The sequence below is a fragment of the Planctobacterium sp. AWH2_060 genome (assembly GCF_056158425.1).
In genome coordinates, this window is sequence record NZ_JBSWTG010000001.1 from 4479743 (window position 1) to 4497899 (window position 18157).

The window sequence follows — 18157 nt, forward strand, 5'->3', positions numbered from 1 at the left end:
GGCCGGATTTCTCCGGCCTGTTTTTACTATTGGCATGGTACTTAAGTACAGCATTCAAATGTTAAAAAAATGTTTAAAGTGACGGGGTGGCAAAGTAAACAGAGTTTCGTGTAATAAGTATGAGCCTGAAAAACAAACTGACGGTATTAACCCTGGTACCTGTAATCCTCTTATGTGCCATATTGATGTTAACCTTCTGGATGACATTGGTGTCCTCCTCTGAAGAGCAAATTTCTACCACCCGCAATAATTTAATGTCCCTGAAAAAAGCAGAGCTGAAAAACTATCTGGAATTAAGCCTGAGCGGCATTGATTATGTGTTGTCGGATAAAACCTTAAGCCCTGAGCAAGTACGAGAGAAAGTGCAGCGCTATATTCAATCCCTTTCCTATGATGGTAATAATTATTTGTTTGCCTATGCTGAAAACGGTGACCGGGTGGCACTGGGCAGCAATCTTTCCGGTGTTGGCGAGAACTACTGGAACGTTCAGGATCCCAATGGCAAATACGTAGTGCAGGGGCTGATCAATGCCGCTAAAAATAAGGATGGCTTTTATTTGTATCATTGGCCCAGAAGCCAGGGGCAGGAACCTCTGCCTAAACTGAGTTACACCCTTTGGTTATCTGAATACAACTGGATGGTGGGCACCGGGTTTTATATTGATGATATTGATCATGAAGTCGCACAAATAGCAGAACAGGCTGAAAATACTCTGGCCCGCTCTTTGAGTTTTGCATTGCTGGTATCGGTTGGGTTAAGCAGTTTAATGGTATTTATGGTGCGGGTGGTGGCCAAACGCATCATGCGTCCGCTGGAAGCAATGAATGACAACCTGTTAGAGATTTCCACCGGGCAGGGGGATTTAACCCGCCGATTACAAATTAAAAGCCAGGATGAAGTGGGGCAATTGGCAGCCAGTTTTAATCAGTTTGTGGATAAGATACGCGGCATTGTTGAACAGGTACTGGATTGTTCGGGTCAGGTAAAGGCGGCCTCGAAACTCATTGATGAGCGCAACGAACAAATTCACAACTGGGTAAAACAACAAAATCAGGAAACTGATATGGTGGCCACCGCCATGACTGAAATGGCGGCATCTGCAATAGAAATCGCAGGTAGTGCCGAACAGGCGGCTAGTTCAGCGTCTGATGCTGAAGTAAAAAGCCAGCATGCAATTGCAGAGCTGCAAGGCTCAGTGCAACACGTACGCGAATTGGCGGAAGATGTTAGCAGTGGCGCCAGCGCTATCGCTACGCTGGAAGAAAATGTCAGTGATATAGTGTCGGTACTGGAAGTGATACGGGGTATCGCAGAGCAAACCAATTTGTTGGCTCTGAATGCCGCTATTGAGGCGGCCCGAGCGGGTGAGCAAGGCCGTGGATTTGCGGTGGTGGCGGATGAAGTAAGAACCCTGGCCAGTCGCACTCAGGTAAGCACGGAAGAAATCCAGCAGACGATTCAACGCTTGCAGCACACCGCGGATGCAGCAGTTCGAGTGATGCAGGGCGGACAAAGCAAATCTCAACTTACCGTGAATAAGGTAGAAACCGCCGGAGCCGGTATTGCGGTGATCACCAAAGATATCAGTAACATGACTGCCATGATTGCTCAAATTGCCACAGCCTCTGAACAACAACATCAGGTGAGTGAAGACGTTAACCGACGCATCAGTAAAATCGCTGAAACCAGTGGCGAAACGGAACACTTATCAAATCTCAGTACCAATGACAGCCATAAGCTGCTTGGCCTGGCGGAGCAATTGCAGCAACTGGTGAGCAAGTTTAAGGTGTGATTTAGGCTCTGTGATATTTGCTTTAATTTTGATTAGAGGCGGTGTTTTCTTGTTTTTTCTTTGAGGGGTATTTGGCAAAGATAAAGGCAAAGCCACAAGTGATCCATATAACCACCAGTTGCAACACCCCGTTAAACCAAACGTTAAATCCCTGTCGATGCACCTGAATATAAGGGCCGTAGATATAAGCTCTTTCTTCAGACCAGGTGCCCACCATGGCCCGAAAACGCAAGTGATCCAGAAATAGAATTCCCCAGCTATCTGGTAGCCTGTTGTTGAGAAATGCCCGAAACAGCGTGTTGCTGGTGGCATCCGTTGGGACAGTGCTTCCCTCTTGCAACTACTGCTCCTGATAAATGCCGGCAAAATGCTTTTTAGAATCTTCAAAGTAGTTGCTATGTCCGATTATCGCGGTGCACAGGATCATGAGGATACAAAGATAAGATGCTGAGCCCCAGTGAGTCCATTTGTAGAGCCGAAACAACAGGTACATGACAAAAGGCAGTACGATATTGGTGACACTGGCAGCGGCCCAGGTACCGGTTTTGATATTCTCTTCACCGTAAAACTGTCCGCAAAACCATACTAATAAGGTGGCTACCGACAAGATAATCGCGGCATTTCCTACTCGCGTGAAAGGATTATGGCCCTTTTCATGCCAGTGGGCATAATACTTATATTCAGAAGTTAGTGTCGGGCAATCCGGAATACTGTCTTGTAGAGTATGTAGCGCACTTTGCAGCCAGCACTGAAGTGCCAGATCACCTACCTTTTCCCGGTTCCCATATAAATGGCGTAGCAGGTTAACCTGGTCTTCATCGGGTTTGTCAGTTTTTTCGCCACTGATAAATCGAAACAGTAATGCCAGGGACTGTTTAATTGTCGGTGAATGTCCAGCATATAAAGTGTCAGAAAATCTCTCGGCGTCCAGCTTAATGGCAATATGGATTAATGCATCGGATTGATTGTCATTCAGTGCCAGCAGTGTTTGCTTATTACTCAAAAAATCCGCTGCCAGAGTTTGTATAAATACGCACAGGTTTTTGGGCAGTGTTGCCAGGTTCTGTGTCGAGACCACGGTGACTAATTGCTCGATTTGTTCGGCAAGCTGTTCTGGCCTTTTCTTTTCGGGTTGTTTGGCAAAAGCTGAATCTACCTCAGCCGAAACCGGAGAAGGCGAGAAAAATATTTTTTGAGCTATGTCAGCCAGCTCTGAAACGACCGTGAGGTGCTCCTGGCAGTTTGCTGTGTACTGGTTAATAAAGGTCAGGATTTGATGGCATTTATTAATAAAAGGCAGCGGTTGATGCAGCAACCACTGCTTCGCCAATGTGGCGCTTTCATCCATTTTCCCCAGCTTCTGAACCACAGAGGCGGCATCAGAATGACGGGTTACTAGTTTAAGCTCTGACTGGCTTAACCTAACAGCGGTGTAAGCGCCATCGTATGAGCGATAAATGACTTTATAGTTTTTGCCAGATCGGCTGTCGTAGTAATAACCGGGATTTTGATTGTTATATATCGAGTTGAGCAGCGTCACGCCACTTTTCTGTGATAAAGGTTTGAAATGTGCCGGCAGCTCCTGAAAATATTGTTCCTCAGCTTTTGCTTCCGTGTGGGCAACGGCCTTTAACTTTTTCTGTTGCTTGCGAAGTTTGCGACTCATTCGGCCCTGGTTAACAATTTATTGGGTTAAATTGAAATTATAGTTGATTTGGCCGCTTGCTATGGCTGTCAGGATAAAAACATTTAATGGCTCCTGACTAAAAACAAAAAAAGTTGCCGGGGGCAACTTTTTTGTTTTTGAATTTGAAGGATTTGTTTACAGCGTTACCAGCGCCACCATGGCTTTACCCGAGGCGGAGCGGCCATGCAGCAGGTATTTACCTTCGCTGATGGTGTTGATACCAAAGATACTGGCCATGGTACTGTCGGCATCAAAGGTCAGCATTTCAAAATTAGACGGCTGTTCCTGTCTGTCCACCAGATAGAACTCTCCAGATGTTTCTTCGGTTGCTTCATCAGCGGGAGCACCCGTTGAAGAAGTACCGTCGGTTTTGTTGATAGAAACGGTCACAGAATCATTAAAATAGGGTTCGCCTTCACAATTTCTGTTGTCGTAAACCGCTATTTTTAAGGTCAGCTCACCGGCACCTAAAACTGACTTTTCACGCGTATTATAGTCTTCGCCGTTGTTGGAATCACCAAAAATGACATAGGGATCGTGGCGCTCTAGTTTATTGTGGGCAAATGCTCCTTCGGAATCAATCAGGGTACAGGCTACATTTTCAGCACCCGTTAAAAAGCGATAACCGATGGTAAAATCTGCAGGAATAGAGTCGTAACTGATAACTTGTCCTTCAGACAGACGGCTGGTTTCTATGGTGACGTTTTCGCCGTTACTGTAAACTGCTTTTTCAGAGGCATCGCGATTGATTTGTCTGGCACTGAGGGAACGCACCTGAATGGCTGATGTACTGTCGGAGCCACTGGTCAAACGGCTGGCGTCTTCAGCATTACACTTTCTGCTATCGATACTACAACTTTCGGCAAGTTCCCAAATCATGCCGAATTTGTCAGAGTCCTTGATCTCAGAGCCATTTTCAAAATCCACGTCTTCTTCCAGTTTGGCGTAACCGGCTACTAATCTGCCGTCATCGCTAACTGCAGAAGCTCTGTACTGCCATTGACCACCGTCACCATCTAAACTCATCAGAGTCTGACCGGCTCTATAGGCTGGTAACTCACCATTGCCCTGGTCAATGTCATATTTAACCGGGAAGAACTCACCATCGATCATTTCAAATACGTGGATACCGGCCATATCGGCACCCCAGGTCCAGCCGTTGGCTACCATCAGTTTGCTGTCAATACCATTGTGCTGGTATCTGGCCATGATGTTACTGTCGTAATAGCTGTCAAAGCGCATTTGAAATTGACGCCAGGGGCGGTTGTCACTGATGGAGTGAATTGGCGTAAAGCGATTGTCGAAAGAGCAGCTTTCCCCGTCAGCGGCGAACTGTGATAAATCGACTGTGGTAGTGATGGTGCCTGAACGCTCGTATTCCTGACCGTCTTTAGCTACCAGAGTGAAGGTTTCATTTGCGGATTGTTTGGCAAAGAGTTTAGCTACGCCGGTTACCACACCATTATCAACATCAATGGCATTCATTACGCCAGAGTAGTCAAGGGTACAGGTTTTTACCGAAGTGGCGGAGGCCGCGCCTGTTGAAAGAAGCGCGATGATAGCAACGGATAACTGAAGGTTGTTTTTCATTATTAAACTCTCTGTAACAATTTTCAAAAAGGCGCTGACTGCCTTGTCGTAATACAGCGAATTCTAGAGAGTTGAAGAGCAAAAAATACCTCTAAATTAGCGAGTTAGACTAAAGTATAAGACTCGTTATACTTTAGTCTAATAGCACCATTTTGAGGCTAAAGTCATTGCTGAAAAGAGCATGAGAAAAATAGCTGACCAAAAAACTGAGCCTGACGGAGATTACCAGCACTGTGATGGTGCATATATCAAAAAATCGTCTTCGGAAACAGTTTAGACCGAATAATGTAATAGCTAATATTTGGGGCGCAATTTCTCTTTTGCCCAAGAGGCGAATTCCATTAGCGAACAGGTGCCGGATTGACCTTTTCCTTCGCCGTCAACAATGCGATAAATAATCTGATGACGGACAGGATCTGGGTGCTCATGTTGGTCTACTATCTGGCGAACCGACCATTTTCTGCCGGGTTGAGCGTTGGTATAAAAGGCGCCAGCTTCCAGGTTAAAGCCTTTTACTAATTCCTCGTGAAAAATGGCATCAGCCAAATCAATGATATGTTTGATTTGTTCATCGCTGGCATCAATGACCAACTCGGAACGATTGATGGCTTCATGAATATGCTGTTTTTTGATCTTGCGTGTATCTGGGTGATAACCCACACTTTGGTAACGCATCAGAGATTGCGGATATCTGCGCCAACTGAAAAAGTTGTTGAAAATCAGGGCCACGCTAAACATTACACAGCAGTTCAGTAATGTTGGGGTAATCGCATACCAGTACCCCAAAGCGGTAATGTCTGCGCCTCCAATGACTGCGGCCAATGCGGTTGCGCCACCGGGAGGATGTAAACTGTGGGTCAGGTGCATTACCAGAATCGAGATTGCAACCGCAACTGCTGCCGCCAACCCAATTGGAGCAATAAGCTGAGCGCAAGTGACTCCGATAATCGCTGATAGCAGGTTACCTGTAAACAATGCCCATGGTGTGGACAGCTGGCCGTGAGGAACGGCAAAAAGTAATACTGCAGATGCGCCCATTGAGGGCAGTATTGCTGCGGTGCCAATCGCACCGGTAAAATAATGGGTGATATTAAGGCAACAAAAAATGGCGATCGCACCACCCAGTGTGGCTACCAGTTTTTCAGATGTGACTACGTTGCTTTGAATGCCGAGAAAGCGGATCAGGCTTTGAAACATTTTTGATTTTGACGCTTTGTGTAATTTTTTACGAGGCCGTAATGTTTACTATTATTTACCGGGTTGCAATGTTTGCAGGATTAATAATCTACTATTTATTATGTATGAGGTCCTAATGAAAATCTTCTTGTGCACAATGGCGAAACTCAAAATAAGCGCTAATCTGGTGGTCTTGTTGTTTGTATTCCCGATGGCAGTGGTTCATGCACAGGAACAGATGGCGAATCAGCTATGCTCATCCTGCCACAGCCTTGCTAACTTAGAGCGCAGTGCAGGCTATAACCAGGCTCAGTGGAAAACGCTTCTGGGATATATGGTGGAATTGAATACCGAGCAGGCAGATGAATTAAGTCAGTATCTGGCAAAACACTATCCAGAGAATGATCGTCGAGCATCGATTCCTGTGCCCGGCGATATGCAATTGAATTATCGCTATTGGCAGGTGCCTACACTCGGGCAACGGGCTCGTGATCCAGTGCAGGGCAAAGATGGTGTTATTTGGTGGGTTGGGCAATGGGGTAATATTTTGGGACGCCTCGATCCTGCTACAGGGGAAATGAAAGAATATCTGCTGCCTGAAGGTACATATCCTCACAGTGTCACTCTGGACAAGCATCTTAACCCGTGGTTTTTAGGCAATAAAAATGGCACTGTTGGTTACTTAAACCTCGATACGGAAGACTTTACCGTTTTTAGAATGCCAGATGATAATGCCAGGGATCCCCATACAGGTGAGTTCGATCAGAATGGCATTTTTTGGTTTACCTTGCAGCACAGCAATATGATTGGACGCTTGGATCCAGCAACCGGCGATATTAAATTAGTGACACTTCCCACCAAAGGCTCCCGACCTTACGGTATTAAGCTGGACTCAACGGGAACCCCCTGGGTGTCCTGTAATGGCAGCAACTGTCTGATTAAAGTCAACACAGAGTCTATGAGCCTGGAAGAAATCAAGTTGCCTGGCGATAAAACTCATGCACGACGACTTGCAATTACGCCAGATGATAGGGTGTTTTACGTTAATTCAGGCATGGGGAAACTGGGCCGTTATGATCCGAAAACCAGCGAGATTACCGAGTGGGACAATCCCAGCGGTCCAAACAGCCACCCTTACGCCATTGAATATGCCGATGGTGCTATTTGGTTTAATGAGTCCAGCAAAAGACCGGAAACTTTGGTGCGATTTGATTTAACTACAGAAACCATGCAAAGCTGGCAAATCCCCAGTAAAGAAGGTGTTTACAGCGGTTTGATTCGGCATATGCGCATGGGCAATCAGGGATTGATAATTCATCAGACAGCCACGAATCAACTGGCAGAAATTATCTGGTCTGAAAAGTAACAGAGATAAAAAAACGCGCTGCTTATCCCAACCCCTTCTTCAACAAGCGCTTTAAGGTAGCGGGTTTCACTGGTTTGGCGATAAAGCCAAACCCCTGCTCCATAGCCATTTCCCGAATGGTTTCGGCATGGTCAGCGCTATTGATAATCACCGGAATTTCACGGCTCAGATGAACCCGAATTTGTTGTACCGCATCTATGCCATTTTTACCGTTGTCCAGATGATAATCCGCCACAATAATATCCGGAGTAAAGTGGTCACATGCGTTTAACGCTTCTTCAAGGTTACTGGCATTTACCACTTCGCAGCCCCAGGTTTCCAGGCGCAGAGTCATGGCCTCTAAGAGTGCTGGTTCATTATCAATCACCAGCACTTTGACATCCTGCATATCGGTTTTACACACGGCTTTTGTTTGTAGTAGCTCGCCCTGATTAATATTGCCTTTGATGCAGGGCAGGGTAATGCGAAACTCGCTGCCTTGTTTCCAGGTGGAATCAAAACTCAGCTCATGGCCCAGAATACGGCAAATGCGTGAGGCAATGGCGAGACCTAAGCCCAGCCCTTGCCCTGTGTGTTGATGACTGGCTTGCTCAAAATCTTTGAAAATACGCGCTTTGTCTTCTTCTTTAATGCCTTCGCCGGAATCCTTTACGGTAATTGTTAGTTGCTTGTCGATTTGGCATTCAATGTTTACGAAGCCTGATTCGGTGTAACGAATGGCGTTGGTGAGCAGATTTTGCAATACCCGTTTGAGTAGTTTGGCATCAGTGCGGGTAAGTTGATGGGGAATGTCTGCGTGAAATTGCAGCCCTTTTTGCTCACACATCAAGCGATATTCATCCAACAGTGGTGTAATGAGCTGGTGGATATCAGCATCTTCCACTTGCGGAGAAATAACCCCGGCATCCAGCTTGGTGAGTTCCAATACCGAATTCACCAGCTGTTCGGCATTTTCCAGCGAGTTTTGAATGTTGCTACTCAGTTCAACCAGATCTGGTGTTTGCAGCTTTTCTTTAAGTATGGAGTTGAACAGGGTTGCAGCATTAAAGGGTTGCAGCAGGTCGTGACTGATGGCGGCAAAATATCGGGTTTTGTCTTCATTGGCTTGAACTGCCAGTTGTCTTGCATCCTCCAGCCGCTGGTTCATGGCTTCCAGATCCTGGGTACGCTGTTGTACCCGGTTTTCCAGGTGGACATTCAGCTCTTCCAGCGCCTTTTGGTTTTCCACAAATTCAGTGATGTCGGTGTAGGTGGTGACAAAGCCGCCGCCCGGTAGCGGATTGCCCTTCATTTCCAGCACTTTGTTGCTGGGATGCACCCGGCGAAAACTATAGGGTTTTCCGGAGCGCAGATAATCAACCCGTTTTGCCACTTCTTCGTCTATCTGGATTTTATCGATATGGCCGAATAAGCCTCGTTGGGCATTCAGTCGGATAACCTCTTCCACAGGACGGCCCACGTAAATTTCGCCATCGGGATAGTTAAACATATCGATGTAGGCCCTGTTCCAGGCCACGATGCGCAGCTCTTTATCCACCACAGATATGCCCTGGTCGATATTCTGAATGGTGGATTGCAACAAAGCGCGATTAAACTTGTACACTTCACTGGCTTCATCCACCAGTTCTACCACTTCACTTAGCGCGACATTGTTGCTGCCACTGGCGGATTCCAAAACCAAACGGGCAGATGCGCCGCCAATAATGGCCGACAGCTCCTGTTCTAACTTATCCAGCAACGCTTTCGGGGCCATGCTGTTCCAGTCAGGCGCTGTACCGCCGTAATGGCTGTGAAAAAACTCGGCTACCCGGTCAGCTTCTAAAAAGCGCGACAACAAGCTCTGTACGCTGGCCAGAGTTAAATTGTCGTAGCCCCGCTTTTGGTTATCGCTACGTACCTGGTTATTGATAAATAAAGAGGCCTGTAATTGCTCTGCCACCAGAGGTCTTCGACGCCAGCATAACCAAAAAAAGGTGAGTAAGTTGCCGCCCAAACTGATCAACAAGCCGTGACTGATAAAGTCTAGTTGCAGGCCAAACATGGCGGTTGGCACCAGCGCGCTGATGCCCATAAATCCGTGCTGTAAAATCGCACTGTCGGAGGCACTGGAATACAGAAGTGTGGGTAGCAACAAGGTATAGCTCCACAGGGCGGCACCCACCAGGATGCTGCACAGGGCTGCCTTTTCATTGGCGTTGCGCCAGAATAGGCCTAATAACAAGGCTGGAGCACATTGGGCCACTAAGGTCATCGCCATCAAGCCGGTATTGGCCAGTAGCCCGTAGTCTCTGGTGATCTGATAGTAAAGCCAGGCGGATAGCAAAACGATGATGATGGTAAGACGCCGAAACAGGATTAACTTCTTTGGACTCAGGCGCTCAGCCACCTGGGATTGTTGGGTTCGGCTTACCAGCCAGGGGGTGATCAAATCGTTGGACACCATGATGCTCAGTACGATTGCGCTGACGATCACCATGCTGGTGGCTGCGGCAAATCCGCCTAAAAAGGAAATCAGAGTCATTAATTGACTGTCGGCGGCCATGGGCAATAGCAACATTATGTTGTCGGGAGCCACCTGACCGTCCTGAAACCAAAGTAAACCCGCTGAAGCGATAGGCAGGGCAAATACATTCAGTGCCAACATGTACAAAGGAAACAGCCAGCGAGACGGCAACATTTCTTTTTCGCTGGTTTGTTCGATAAAACAAACGTGAAACTGGCGAGGCAGGCAGAACATCATCAGTACCCCAATAAAGGTCTGGCTGACATAGGTGTACCAACTAGCTGGTTCGTCACTGGTGTAACTCAGGTGCTGACTTTGTGCGGTGAGATCGGCTACGCCATCGAACATAAACCAAACCACAAAAATGCCAACCGCCAAAAAGGTCAGTAATTTAATAATGGATTCAAACGCGATGGCCAGCATCAGCCCGGGATTGTGTTCTGAGGTTCGCACTCTGCGGGTACCAAACAAAATGGCAAAGGCCGCCAGCAACAGCGTAAAAAACAAAGCACTGTTGCCACCCGCACCGCTATTGCCGGTGACGATGTTAACACTGTTGGCCACGGCTCGGATTTGCAGGCTGATGTAGGGCACTATGGCAATTACGCACACCAAACTGATCAGAGCCGATATGCGCATCGAACGGCCATATCGGGTGGCGATAAAATCCGCCATAGAAGTGAGATTATTATCCCGGCAAATGCGGGCGACTTTAAGTACCAATGGCCAGGCCAGCAAGTACACCAGAATCGCACCGGTGTAGGTGGGAGTGATCCACCATCCGGTTTCAGCCGTCTGGCCGGGCACCCCGTAAAAAGACCAAGATGTGCAATAAACACCGAGGCCCAGGCTGTAGATCGTCGGCTTTATCTTTTGCCAGCGACTGGCTTTATCACCCCAAAAGGCAATGCCAAACAACACCAGCAGATACAGCAGTGAGGCAATTAATAACAGTGAGGGGGTCAGCATGGGGCTTTCAGCATAGGGTTGTTATTTTTGTCGCTTTAACACACCACTTTAGCGAATATCAGCCTGATTGAGAATGGGTAATTAGATCCATGGTGCCGATGCGGGCAAGGAAGTGGGCCTGGAGCTGACTGGCAATTAGGTCACGGATAATTGTTATCGTTGTAATGGCTGTCCTGATATGATTACTTCGATAAATATAACTAGTTGGTTGTTGAACCAAAAGGATTTAAATTGATAAGAAAACTAGCTGCGATTCTAAACGTATTTTTTCTATTTACTTTTGTATATCTGATGTTTTTTGACGGTAATGTAAAAGGGATCTTTAAATTACTTCTTCCGGCAATGGTATTAACTACTCCTGTCGTAAATTTATACGCTCTACACTTTCTAGATATAGATAAAGTTAATCGAATAATAAAGTCGAAGTTTTTCCGTCATTGTGCCTTAGTGTCAACTATTACATTAACTTTAAGCTCTGCTGTTTTAATGTCCCAAGGCAAAGATTCTGAAATCTATGTTGTAGCATTTAGCGATCTAATTGGGAAAGATGACACATATGGCGGTGAATTAAATCCGAAGATTATCTATGTTTCTAAAGATATATACTCTGAGCCATTTTCAGGTGAAATTGATGGTACTTTACCACTCGATGTCATAAGTGAACTTTCAAATTACGCTGATGAAAAAGGCTTAGATTTAAGGTTTTTCGACAGCAATAGTCCACTTGAATATAACGATTTAGGTGAAATCAAAAGTGGTGGTGTTCAAGTAAGCTTTGGCAAGCTCAACAAATACATGCTGTTCTCTGAAATTGAAGGAAGTATATATATAGCAAGCCTTGCTTCAGGCGGTACCTCATACAAACTCTACAGGTGGTTTGGGGGATGGAAGCTTTATTCTTCCCAAATGTCTTGGATAAGTTAAAAAAAGATATTGGTTATGTTCCCGATACCTGTTGTTGAAAGAGAAACTTTATTACGTAAAAAGCCTACATTTTCATGTAGGCTTTGAAGTTTTGGATACGTGGTGTTTTAACTCTGCACCACGTATCCCTATCAGCTTGCAGCGATGCTGGCCTTTTTAATTTGTGACTGCGAGAGGATTAGATATTCAGGTAATCCAGAATTCCCTCTGCGGCTTTGCGGCCTTCATCAATGGCGGTAACCACCAAATCTGAGCCGCGTACCATATCGCCGCCAGCAAAGATTTTTGGGTTGCTGGTTTGATAGGCGTACTTGCCTTGTGATGGGGCGCGTACCCGACCTTTCTCGTCCAGAATGATACCGTAATCGGCAAACCAACTGGCGGGGCTGGGCTGAAAGCCGAAAGCGACGATAACGGCGTCGGCTTCCAGAATATGTTCTGAGCCTTCCACAGGTTCCGGGCGACGACGTCCGGCTGCATCTGGCGCACCTAATTGAGTTTTCACCAGTTTTACACCGACGGCTTTGCCAGTTTCGTCCACTGCGATATCTAATGGCTGCAGATTAAAGCGAAAATCAACACCCTCTTCACGGGCATTGGTAACCTCTCGGCGTGAACCTGGCATGTTGGCCTCATCACGACGGTAAGCACAAATAACGCTTTCAGCGCCCTGACGTACCGAAGTTCGCACGCAGTCCATCGCGGTATCACCACCGCCCAGTACGACGACTTTTTTACCTTGCATACTGATGTAATCAGCGGGATCTTTTTCCAGCTTCATCAGGCGATTGGTATTGGCGATCAGAAAGGGCAGTGCGTCGTATACGCCAGGCGCCGCTTCGTTGTCGAAACCGCCTTTCATATACTTGTATGTACCCATGCCCAGAAATACCGCGTCGTACTTATCGATCAGGTCCTGGAATTGCACGTCTTTACCCACTTCGGTGTTAAGCACAAACTCTACTCCCATTTCGGTAAAGATTTCGCGGCGCAATTGCACCACTTCTTTTTCCAGTTTGAAAGAAGGAATACCGAAGGTCAGCAAGCCGCCAATTTCCGGGTATTTATCGAAAACCACGGGTTTAACGCCGTTGCGCACCAGGATGTCGGCACAGGCAAGGCCAGCAGGACCAGCACCTACGATGGCCACCTTTTTACCGGTTTGCACCACATCCGACATATCCGGACGCCAGCCCATTTTAAAGGCGGTGTCGGTGATGTATTTTTCGATACTGCCTATGGTAACCGCACCAAAGTCATCGTTCAGGGTACAGGCCCCTTCACACAATCGGTCTTGCGGGCACACGCGGCCACACACTTCCGGTAAGCTGTTGGTCTTATGGGACAGCTCAGCGGCTTCCAGAATTCGACCCTCGTTGGCCAGTTTTAGCCATTGTGGGATAAAGTTGTGTACCGGGCATTTCCACTCACAGTATGGGTTACCACAGTCCAGACAACGATCAGCTTGCCCCTCGGTTTGGGAAGCTGACAGTGGATGATAAATCTCGCCAAAGTCAGCGCGGCGCACATGCACCGGCTTTTTCGGCGGGTCGATACGTTCTACATCAACAAATTGATAAACATTCTTAGCCATAATTTACTCCGTTACTGCGCCTGCACTCTTAGCTCATTAGTAGAGCGACTGATATGGCCAAGCAGGTTTTTAACATCACTGGTCTTGGGCTTGATCAGCTTGAACTGATCTAAATAGTCCGCGAAGTTGGTGAGGATTTTCAGTGCGTGTTCGCTGCCGGTTTCCTCATAGTGTTGGTCCACCAGGCCACGAAGATGCTCTGACAGAATAATTTTGTCTCCGATATCCAGAATCTCTACCAGTTCCTGGTTAACCCGGTTTTCCAGGTCCCCTTGCTCATCCAGAATATAAGCAAAGCCACCTGTCATACCCGCGCCGAAGTTCACCCCAATCTTGCCTAAAATGGCGACGATACCACCGGTCATATATTCACAAGCGTTATCTCCTGTGCCTTCTACCACTGCAATCGCACCGGAGTTACGCACTCCAAAACGCTCACCGGCACGTCCAGCCGCGAATAATTTGCCGCCGGTAGCCCCATACAGACAGGTATTACCGATAATGGCACTGTTGTGGGTGTCGTATTCCACGCCTGCAGGCGGGTAAATCACCAGCTTACCGCCAGTCATCCCTTTGCCTACATAGTCGTTGGCATCGCCTTCCAGGCGCATTTCCAGACCGCCGGCATTCCAAACCCCAAAGCTTTGACCGGCTGTGCCTTTAAAGCTGATATTGACCGGGTAATCGGCCATGCCCTGGTTGCCATAGTGACGGGCAATAAAGCCAGACAATGAAGCACCCACAGAGCGATCGGTATTGCGAATGTTAAAGTTCAACTGAATACCTGACTTGTTTTGCACCGCAGATTCGGCACGGGCCAGAATCGCCAGGTTCATATCACCGTTATCCAGTGGCTTGTTTGTTACTTCAGAGCAGAACAGGCGGGTGTGCGAACCTGCCTCAGCCTTGGCTAACATGGGATTCAGATCCAGTTTGCGCTGTTTGGCATTGATACCATCCAGAACCTGCAAGTATTCTGTGCGACCAATCAGGTCGTCCAGTTTCTGAACACCTAAACTGGCCAGAATTTCTCTGACTTCCTGTGCGATAAACTTAAAGTAGTTCATCACCATTTCTGGCAAACCAATGAAGTATTCGCTGCGCAGTTTTTCGTCCTGAGTAGCAACACCTGTGGCACAGTTGTTTAAGTGACAAATACGCAGGTATTTACAACCCAGCGCCACCATAGGTCCGGTACCAAAACCGAAGCTTTCTGCGCCCAGAATTGCGGCTTTTACAACGTCCAGACCGGTTTTCAAACCGCCGTCGGTTTGTACCCGAACTTTGTGGCGCAAGCCGTTTTCTACCAGCGCCTGCTGAGTTTCAGCCAGGCCTAACTCCCATGGACAACCTGCATATTTTACTGAGGTTATCGGGCTGGCACCGGTGCCACCGTCATATCCGGATACTGTGATCAGGTCAGCGTAGGCTTTAGCAACGCCGGTTGCGATGGTGCCAACACCTGGCTCTGATACCAGTTTTACTGAGATCAGTGCTTTGGGATTGACCTGTTTTAAGTCAAAGATCAGCTGTGCTAAATCTTCAATAGAATAGATGTCATGATGCGGCGGAGGCGATATCAATGTTACACCTGGCACTGAGAAACGCAGTTGCGCAATGTACTTGTTCACCTTGTCGCCGGGCAACTGACCGCCTTCACCGGGTTTTGCGCCCTGAGCCACCTTGATCTGAATAACATCAGCATTCACCAGGTAATGAGGGGTCACCCCAAATCGACCTGAAGCCACCTGCTTAATCTTGGAGTTGCGCGAGTTGCCAAAGCGTTTTGGATCTTCACCGCCTTCACCTGAGTTGGATTGGCCGCCAAGGGTGTTCATAGCTATCGCCAGCGCTTCGTGAGCTTCCGGGCTGAGTGCCCCTATAGACATTGCTGCACTGTCAAAGCGAGGATAGAGACTTTCTGCTGGTTCTACTTCATCAATGGAAATAGGCTCTTTGCCGGTATTCAGTTTCAATAAGTCTCTGAAGTGGGCCGGAGAGCGTTGATTCACCAGATCCGCAAATACCTGATAATCGGCATAATCGCCGGATTTCACCGCTTTTTGTAAGCTGGTCACTACGTCCGGGTTGTAAGCGTGGTATTCACCGCCATGCACGTATTTCAGCAAGCCACCGTGACTCAATTGTTTGCGTTTCAGCCAGGCGATACGACCCAGATTCATCAGGTCTTGCTCAAAGTCGCTGAACCCCGCACCCTGAATGCGCGAAGGCACACCGCGGAAGCAGATTTCCATGACTTCGTCGGCAACGCCCACTAATTCAAACAGTTTTGAGCTGCGATAACTGGCTACCGTGGAGATACCCATTTTGGACATAATCTTGAACAGACCTTTGTTGATCCCCTTGCGGAAGTTCATGAAGGCCTGCATGTGAGACAGCTCAATTTCACCTTTTTCCACCATTTGCTCAATGGTTTCATAGGCAAGGAATGGATAGATAGCCGTGGCACCTAATCCCAACAACACCGCAAAGTGATGTGGATCGCGGGCTGAGCCAGTTTCTACTACGATATTGGCGTCACAACGCAGCGATTTATCCACCAGGCGACGCTGTACCGCACCAACGGCCATCGCGGCGGGAATTGGCAAACGATCTTTTTTGATGTTGCGATCAGACAGAACCACAAATACCGCTTTTTTGGTTTTAACCAGGTATTCGGTTTCATCACAAATACGCTCTATAGCGCGTTTTAAACCTTCTTCTGGCTTGTAGTTCAGGTCGATAACTTCAGAATAATAATGCTCTGGGTCGTATTCTCTTAACTGCACCAAATCGGTATAGGTCAAAATTGGTGAAGAGAACAGTACCCGGTCAGCATAGCCTGAGGTTTCACTGAATACGTCTTTTTCGCGACCAATACAGGTGGCCAAAGACATAACGTGATTTTCCCGCAACGGATCGATAGGCGGGTTGGTCACCTGGGCAAATTGCTGACGGAAGTAGTCATACATAATTCGTGGCTTAGATGACATTACCGCCATTGGCGTATCATCACCCATAGAGCCAACGGCTTCCTGACCATCACTGGCCAGTACTTTGACAACCTGGTGTAACTCCTCATATGAATAGTTAAACAGCTTGTGATAGATATTCAGCTCGTCGTCATTGTAGGTGCGTTGCCCCACTAAGGTTTGTTCGTACTCTTCGATGGGCTTTAATCGACGAATATGACTCTCAATCCATTCTTTATAAGGGTGACGACCTTTCAGATCTTCGTCAATTTCGGTGCTGCGCCAGATTTTGCCGGTGCGGGTATCTACCGCCAGCATTTCACCCGGTCCAACACGGCCTTTTTCAACCACATCTGAAGGCTCGTAATCCCAGATACCTACTTCGGAAGCCAGGGTAATTAAACCATCTTTAGTGATCACGTATCGGGCCGGACGCAAACCATTGCGATCCAGGTTACAGGCCACGTGACGACCATTGGTTAATACGATACCTGCCGGACCATCCCAGGGCTCCATGTGCATAGAGTTAAACTCATAGAAGGCGCGTAAGTCCTCGTCCATGGTTTTGTCATTTTGGTAAGCTGGCGGCACCAGTAATCGCATCGCGCGGAATAAATCCATACCACCGGCCAAAAACAACTCCAGCATGTTATCCAGCGAAGATGAGTCGGAACCTTCCATATTTACAAAAGGTGCGGCTTCCTTTAAATCCGGGATCAGTGGTGTACGGAATTTATAGGTTCTGGCTTGTGCCCAGTCGCGGTTGCCACGAATGGTATTGATTTCACCATTGTGAGCTAAAAAGCGGAAGGGCTGAGCTAACGGCCACTTGGGCAAAGTGTTGGTGGAAAAGCGCTGATGGAAAACACAAATGGCGGAAGCCATGTCTTTGTCAGCCAAATCCAGATAAAAGCGTGGCAGATCCTTGGGCATCACCAAGCCTTTGTATATCGACACCAGGTTAGACAGCGACGCAATATAAAAATCTTGATCTTCGGCAAGGCGCTTTTCGGCCCGGCGACGCGCCATAAACAAACGGCGCTCAAGATCGACGGCGCGCCAGCCCTGTGGCGCATTGACGAAAACCTGTTTAATGTTAGGTAAGCAGGATACGGCCAGGTCGCCCAATACTGATGGATCAGTAGGCACTTCACGCCAGCCTAATACAGCTAATGTTTCGTTTTCCAGTTCTTCATCCAGGATGGTCATAGCCGCCTTGGCCTTTTCGTCATCCTGGCTCAGGAAAATCATACCGACCGCATAATTTTTAGCTAAAGCCCAGCCATGTTCTTTGGCGACTTTCTGAAAAAATGCGTCAGGTTTTTGTAATAAAAGTCCACAACCGTCACCGGTTTTGCCATCTGCAGCGATACCGCCACGGTGCTGCATGCGGTCCAGGCCATGAATTGCGGTGTGCACCAGACGGTGACTCGGCTCGCCATTTACATGGGCGATCAGGCCAAAGCCGCAATTATCCCGACTGTCATTGGGATTGTATAGTTTCATTAACTCAACTCCTTCAACCTAAGACTGGGCAGGGTATATGTTCTCTCACCCAACGTTATCGTTGGTGTTCTTTCAAT

The 18157-nt window shown here is 47.6% G+C and carries 10 protein-coding genes; 3 read left to right on the forward strand and 7 right to left on the reverse strand.

What is annotated here, in order from left to right; all coding sequences use genetic code 11:
- Window positions 1–119 precede the first annotated feature (119 nt).
- Complete coding sequence (locus tag ACXAD8_RS19285; RefSeq protein ID WP_475231579.1) at window positions 120–1793, forward strand: methyl-accepting chemotaxis protein; 1674 nt, start codon at window positions 120–122, stop codon at window positions 1791–1793.
- Window positions 1794–1815: 22 nt separating this feature from the next.
- Here ACXAD8_RS19285 and ACXAD8_RS19290 read toward each other — a convergent pair whose 3' ends face one another.
- From ACXAD8_RS19290 to ACXAD8_RS19305, 4 genes are all read right to left on the reverse strand, one after another.
- Entirely contained in the window at window positions 1816–2133 is a 318-nt protein-coding gene (locus tag ACXAD8_RS19290) for a hypothetical protein (RefSeq protein ID WP_475231580.1), read from the reverse strand.
- On the reverse strand, window positions 2134–3459 hold the full coding sequence (locus tag ACXAD8_RS19295) for a hypothetical protein (RefSeq protein ID WP_475231581.1): 1326 nt from the start codon (window positions 3457–3459) through the stop codon (window positions 2134–2136).
- A 156-nt stretch (window positions 3460–3615) separates the two neighbouring features.
- The gene (locus tag ACXAD8_RS19300) at window positions 3616–5070 is read right to left on the reverse strand and encodes a hypothetical protein (RefSeq protein WP_475231582.1); all 1455 of its coding nucleotides are present in this window, start codon (window positions 5068–5070) and stop codon (window positions 3616–3618) included.
- 294 nt (window positions 5071–5364) lie between these two features.
- Window positions 5365–6267, reverse strand: coding sequence for an HPP family protein (locus ACXAD8_RS19305; RefSeq protein WP_475231583.1), 903 nt, complete (start codon window positions 6265–6267; stop codon window positions 5365–5367).
- Between the two features lie 115 nt (window positions 6268–6382).
- Between ACXAD8_RS19305 and ACXAD8_RS19310 the strand changes: the two genes are divergently transcribed.
- Window positions 6383–7612: a Vgb family protein gene (locus ACXAD8_RS19310; RefSeq protein ID WP_475231584.1), complete on the forward strand. Its 1230-nt coding sequence runs from the start codon at window positions 6383–6385 to the stop codon at window positions 7610–7612.
- A gap of 22 nt (window positions 7613–7634) precedes the next feature.
- Here ACXAD8_RS19310 and ACXAD8_RS19315 read toward each other — a convergent pair whose 3' ends face one another.
- Window positions 7635–11084 (reverse strand): PAS domain-containing hybrid sensor histidine kinase/response regulator, encoded by a 3450-nt coding sequence (locus ACXAD8_RS19315; protein ID WP_475231585.1) that lies wholly within the window; start codon window positions 11082–11084, stop codon window positions 7635–7637.
- 231 nt (window positions 11085–11315) lie between these two features.
- On the opposite strand from ACXAD8_RS19315, the gene ACXAD8_RS19320 reads away from it, so the two are divergent.
- On the forward strand, window positions 11316–12008 hold the full coding sequence (locus ACXAD8_RS19320; protein ID WP_475231586.1) for a hypothetical protein: 693 nt from the start codon (window positions 11316–11318) through the stop codon (window positions 12006–12008).
- 178 nt (window positions 12009–12186) lie between these two features.
- Here ACXAD8_RS19320 and ACXAD8_RS19325 read toward each other — a convergent pair whose 3' ends face one another.
- Both ACXAD8_RS19325 and gltB read right to left on the reverse strand, forming a co-directional pair.
- Window positions 12187–13602 (reverse strand): FAD-dependent oxidoreductase, encoded by a 1416-nt coding sequence (locus ACXAD8_RS19325; RefSeq protein ID WP_475231587.1) that lies wholly within the window; start codon window positions 13600–13602, stop codon window positions 12187–12189.
- Between the two features lie 11 nt (window positions 13603–13613).
- Window positions 13614–18080, reverse strand: a complete 4467-nt coding sequence (gltB, locus tag ACXAD8_RS19330) for a glutamate synthase large subunit (RefSeq protein WP_475231588.1) — start codon at window positions 18078–18080, stop codon at window positions 13614–13616.
- Between the last annotated feature and the right edge of the window lie 77 nt (window positions 18081–18157).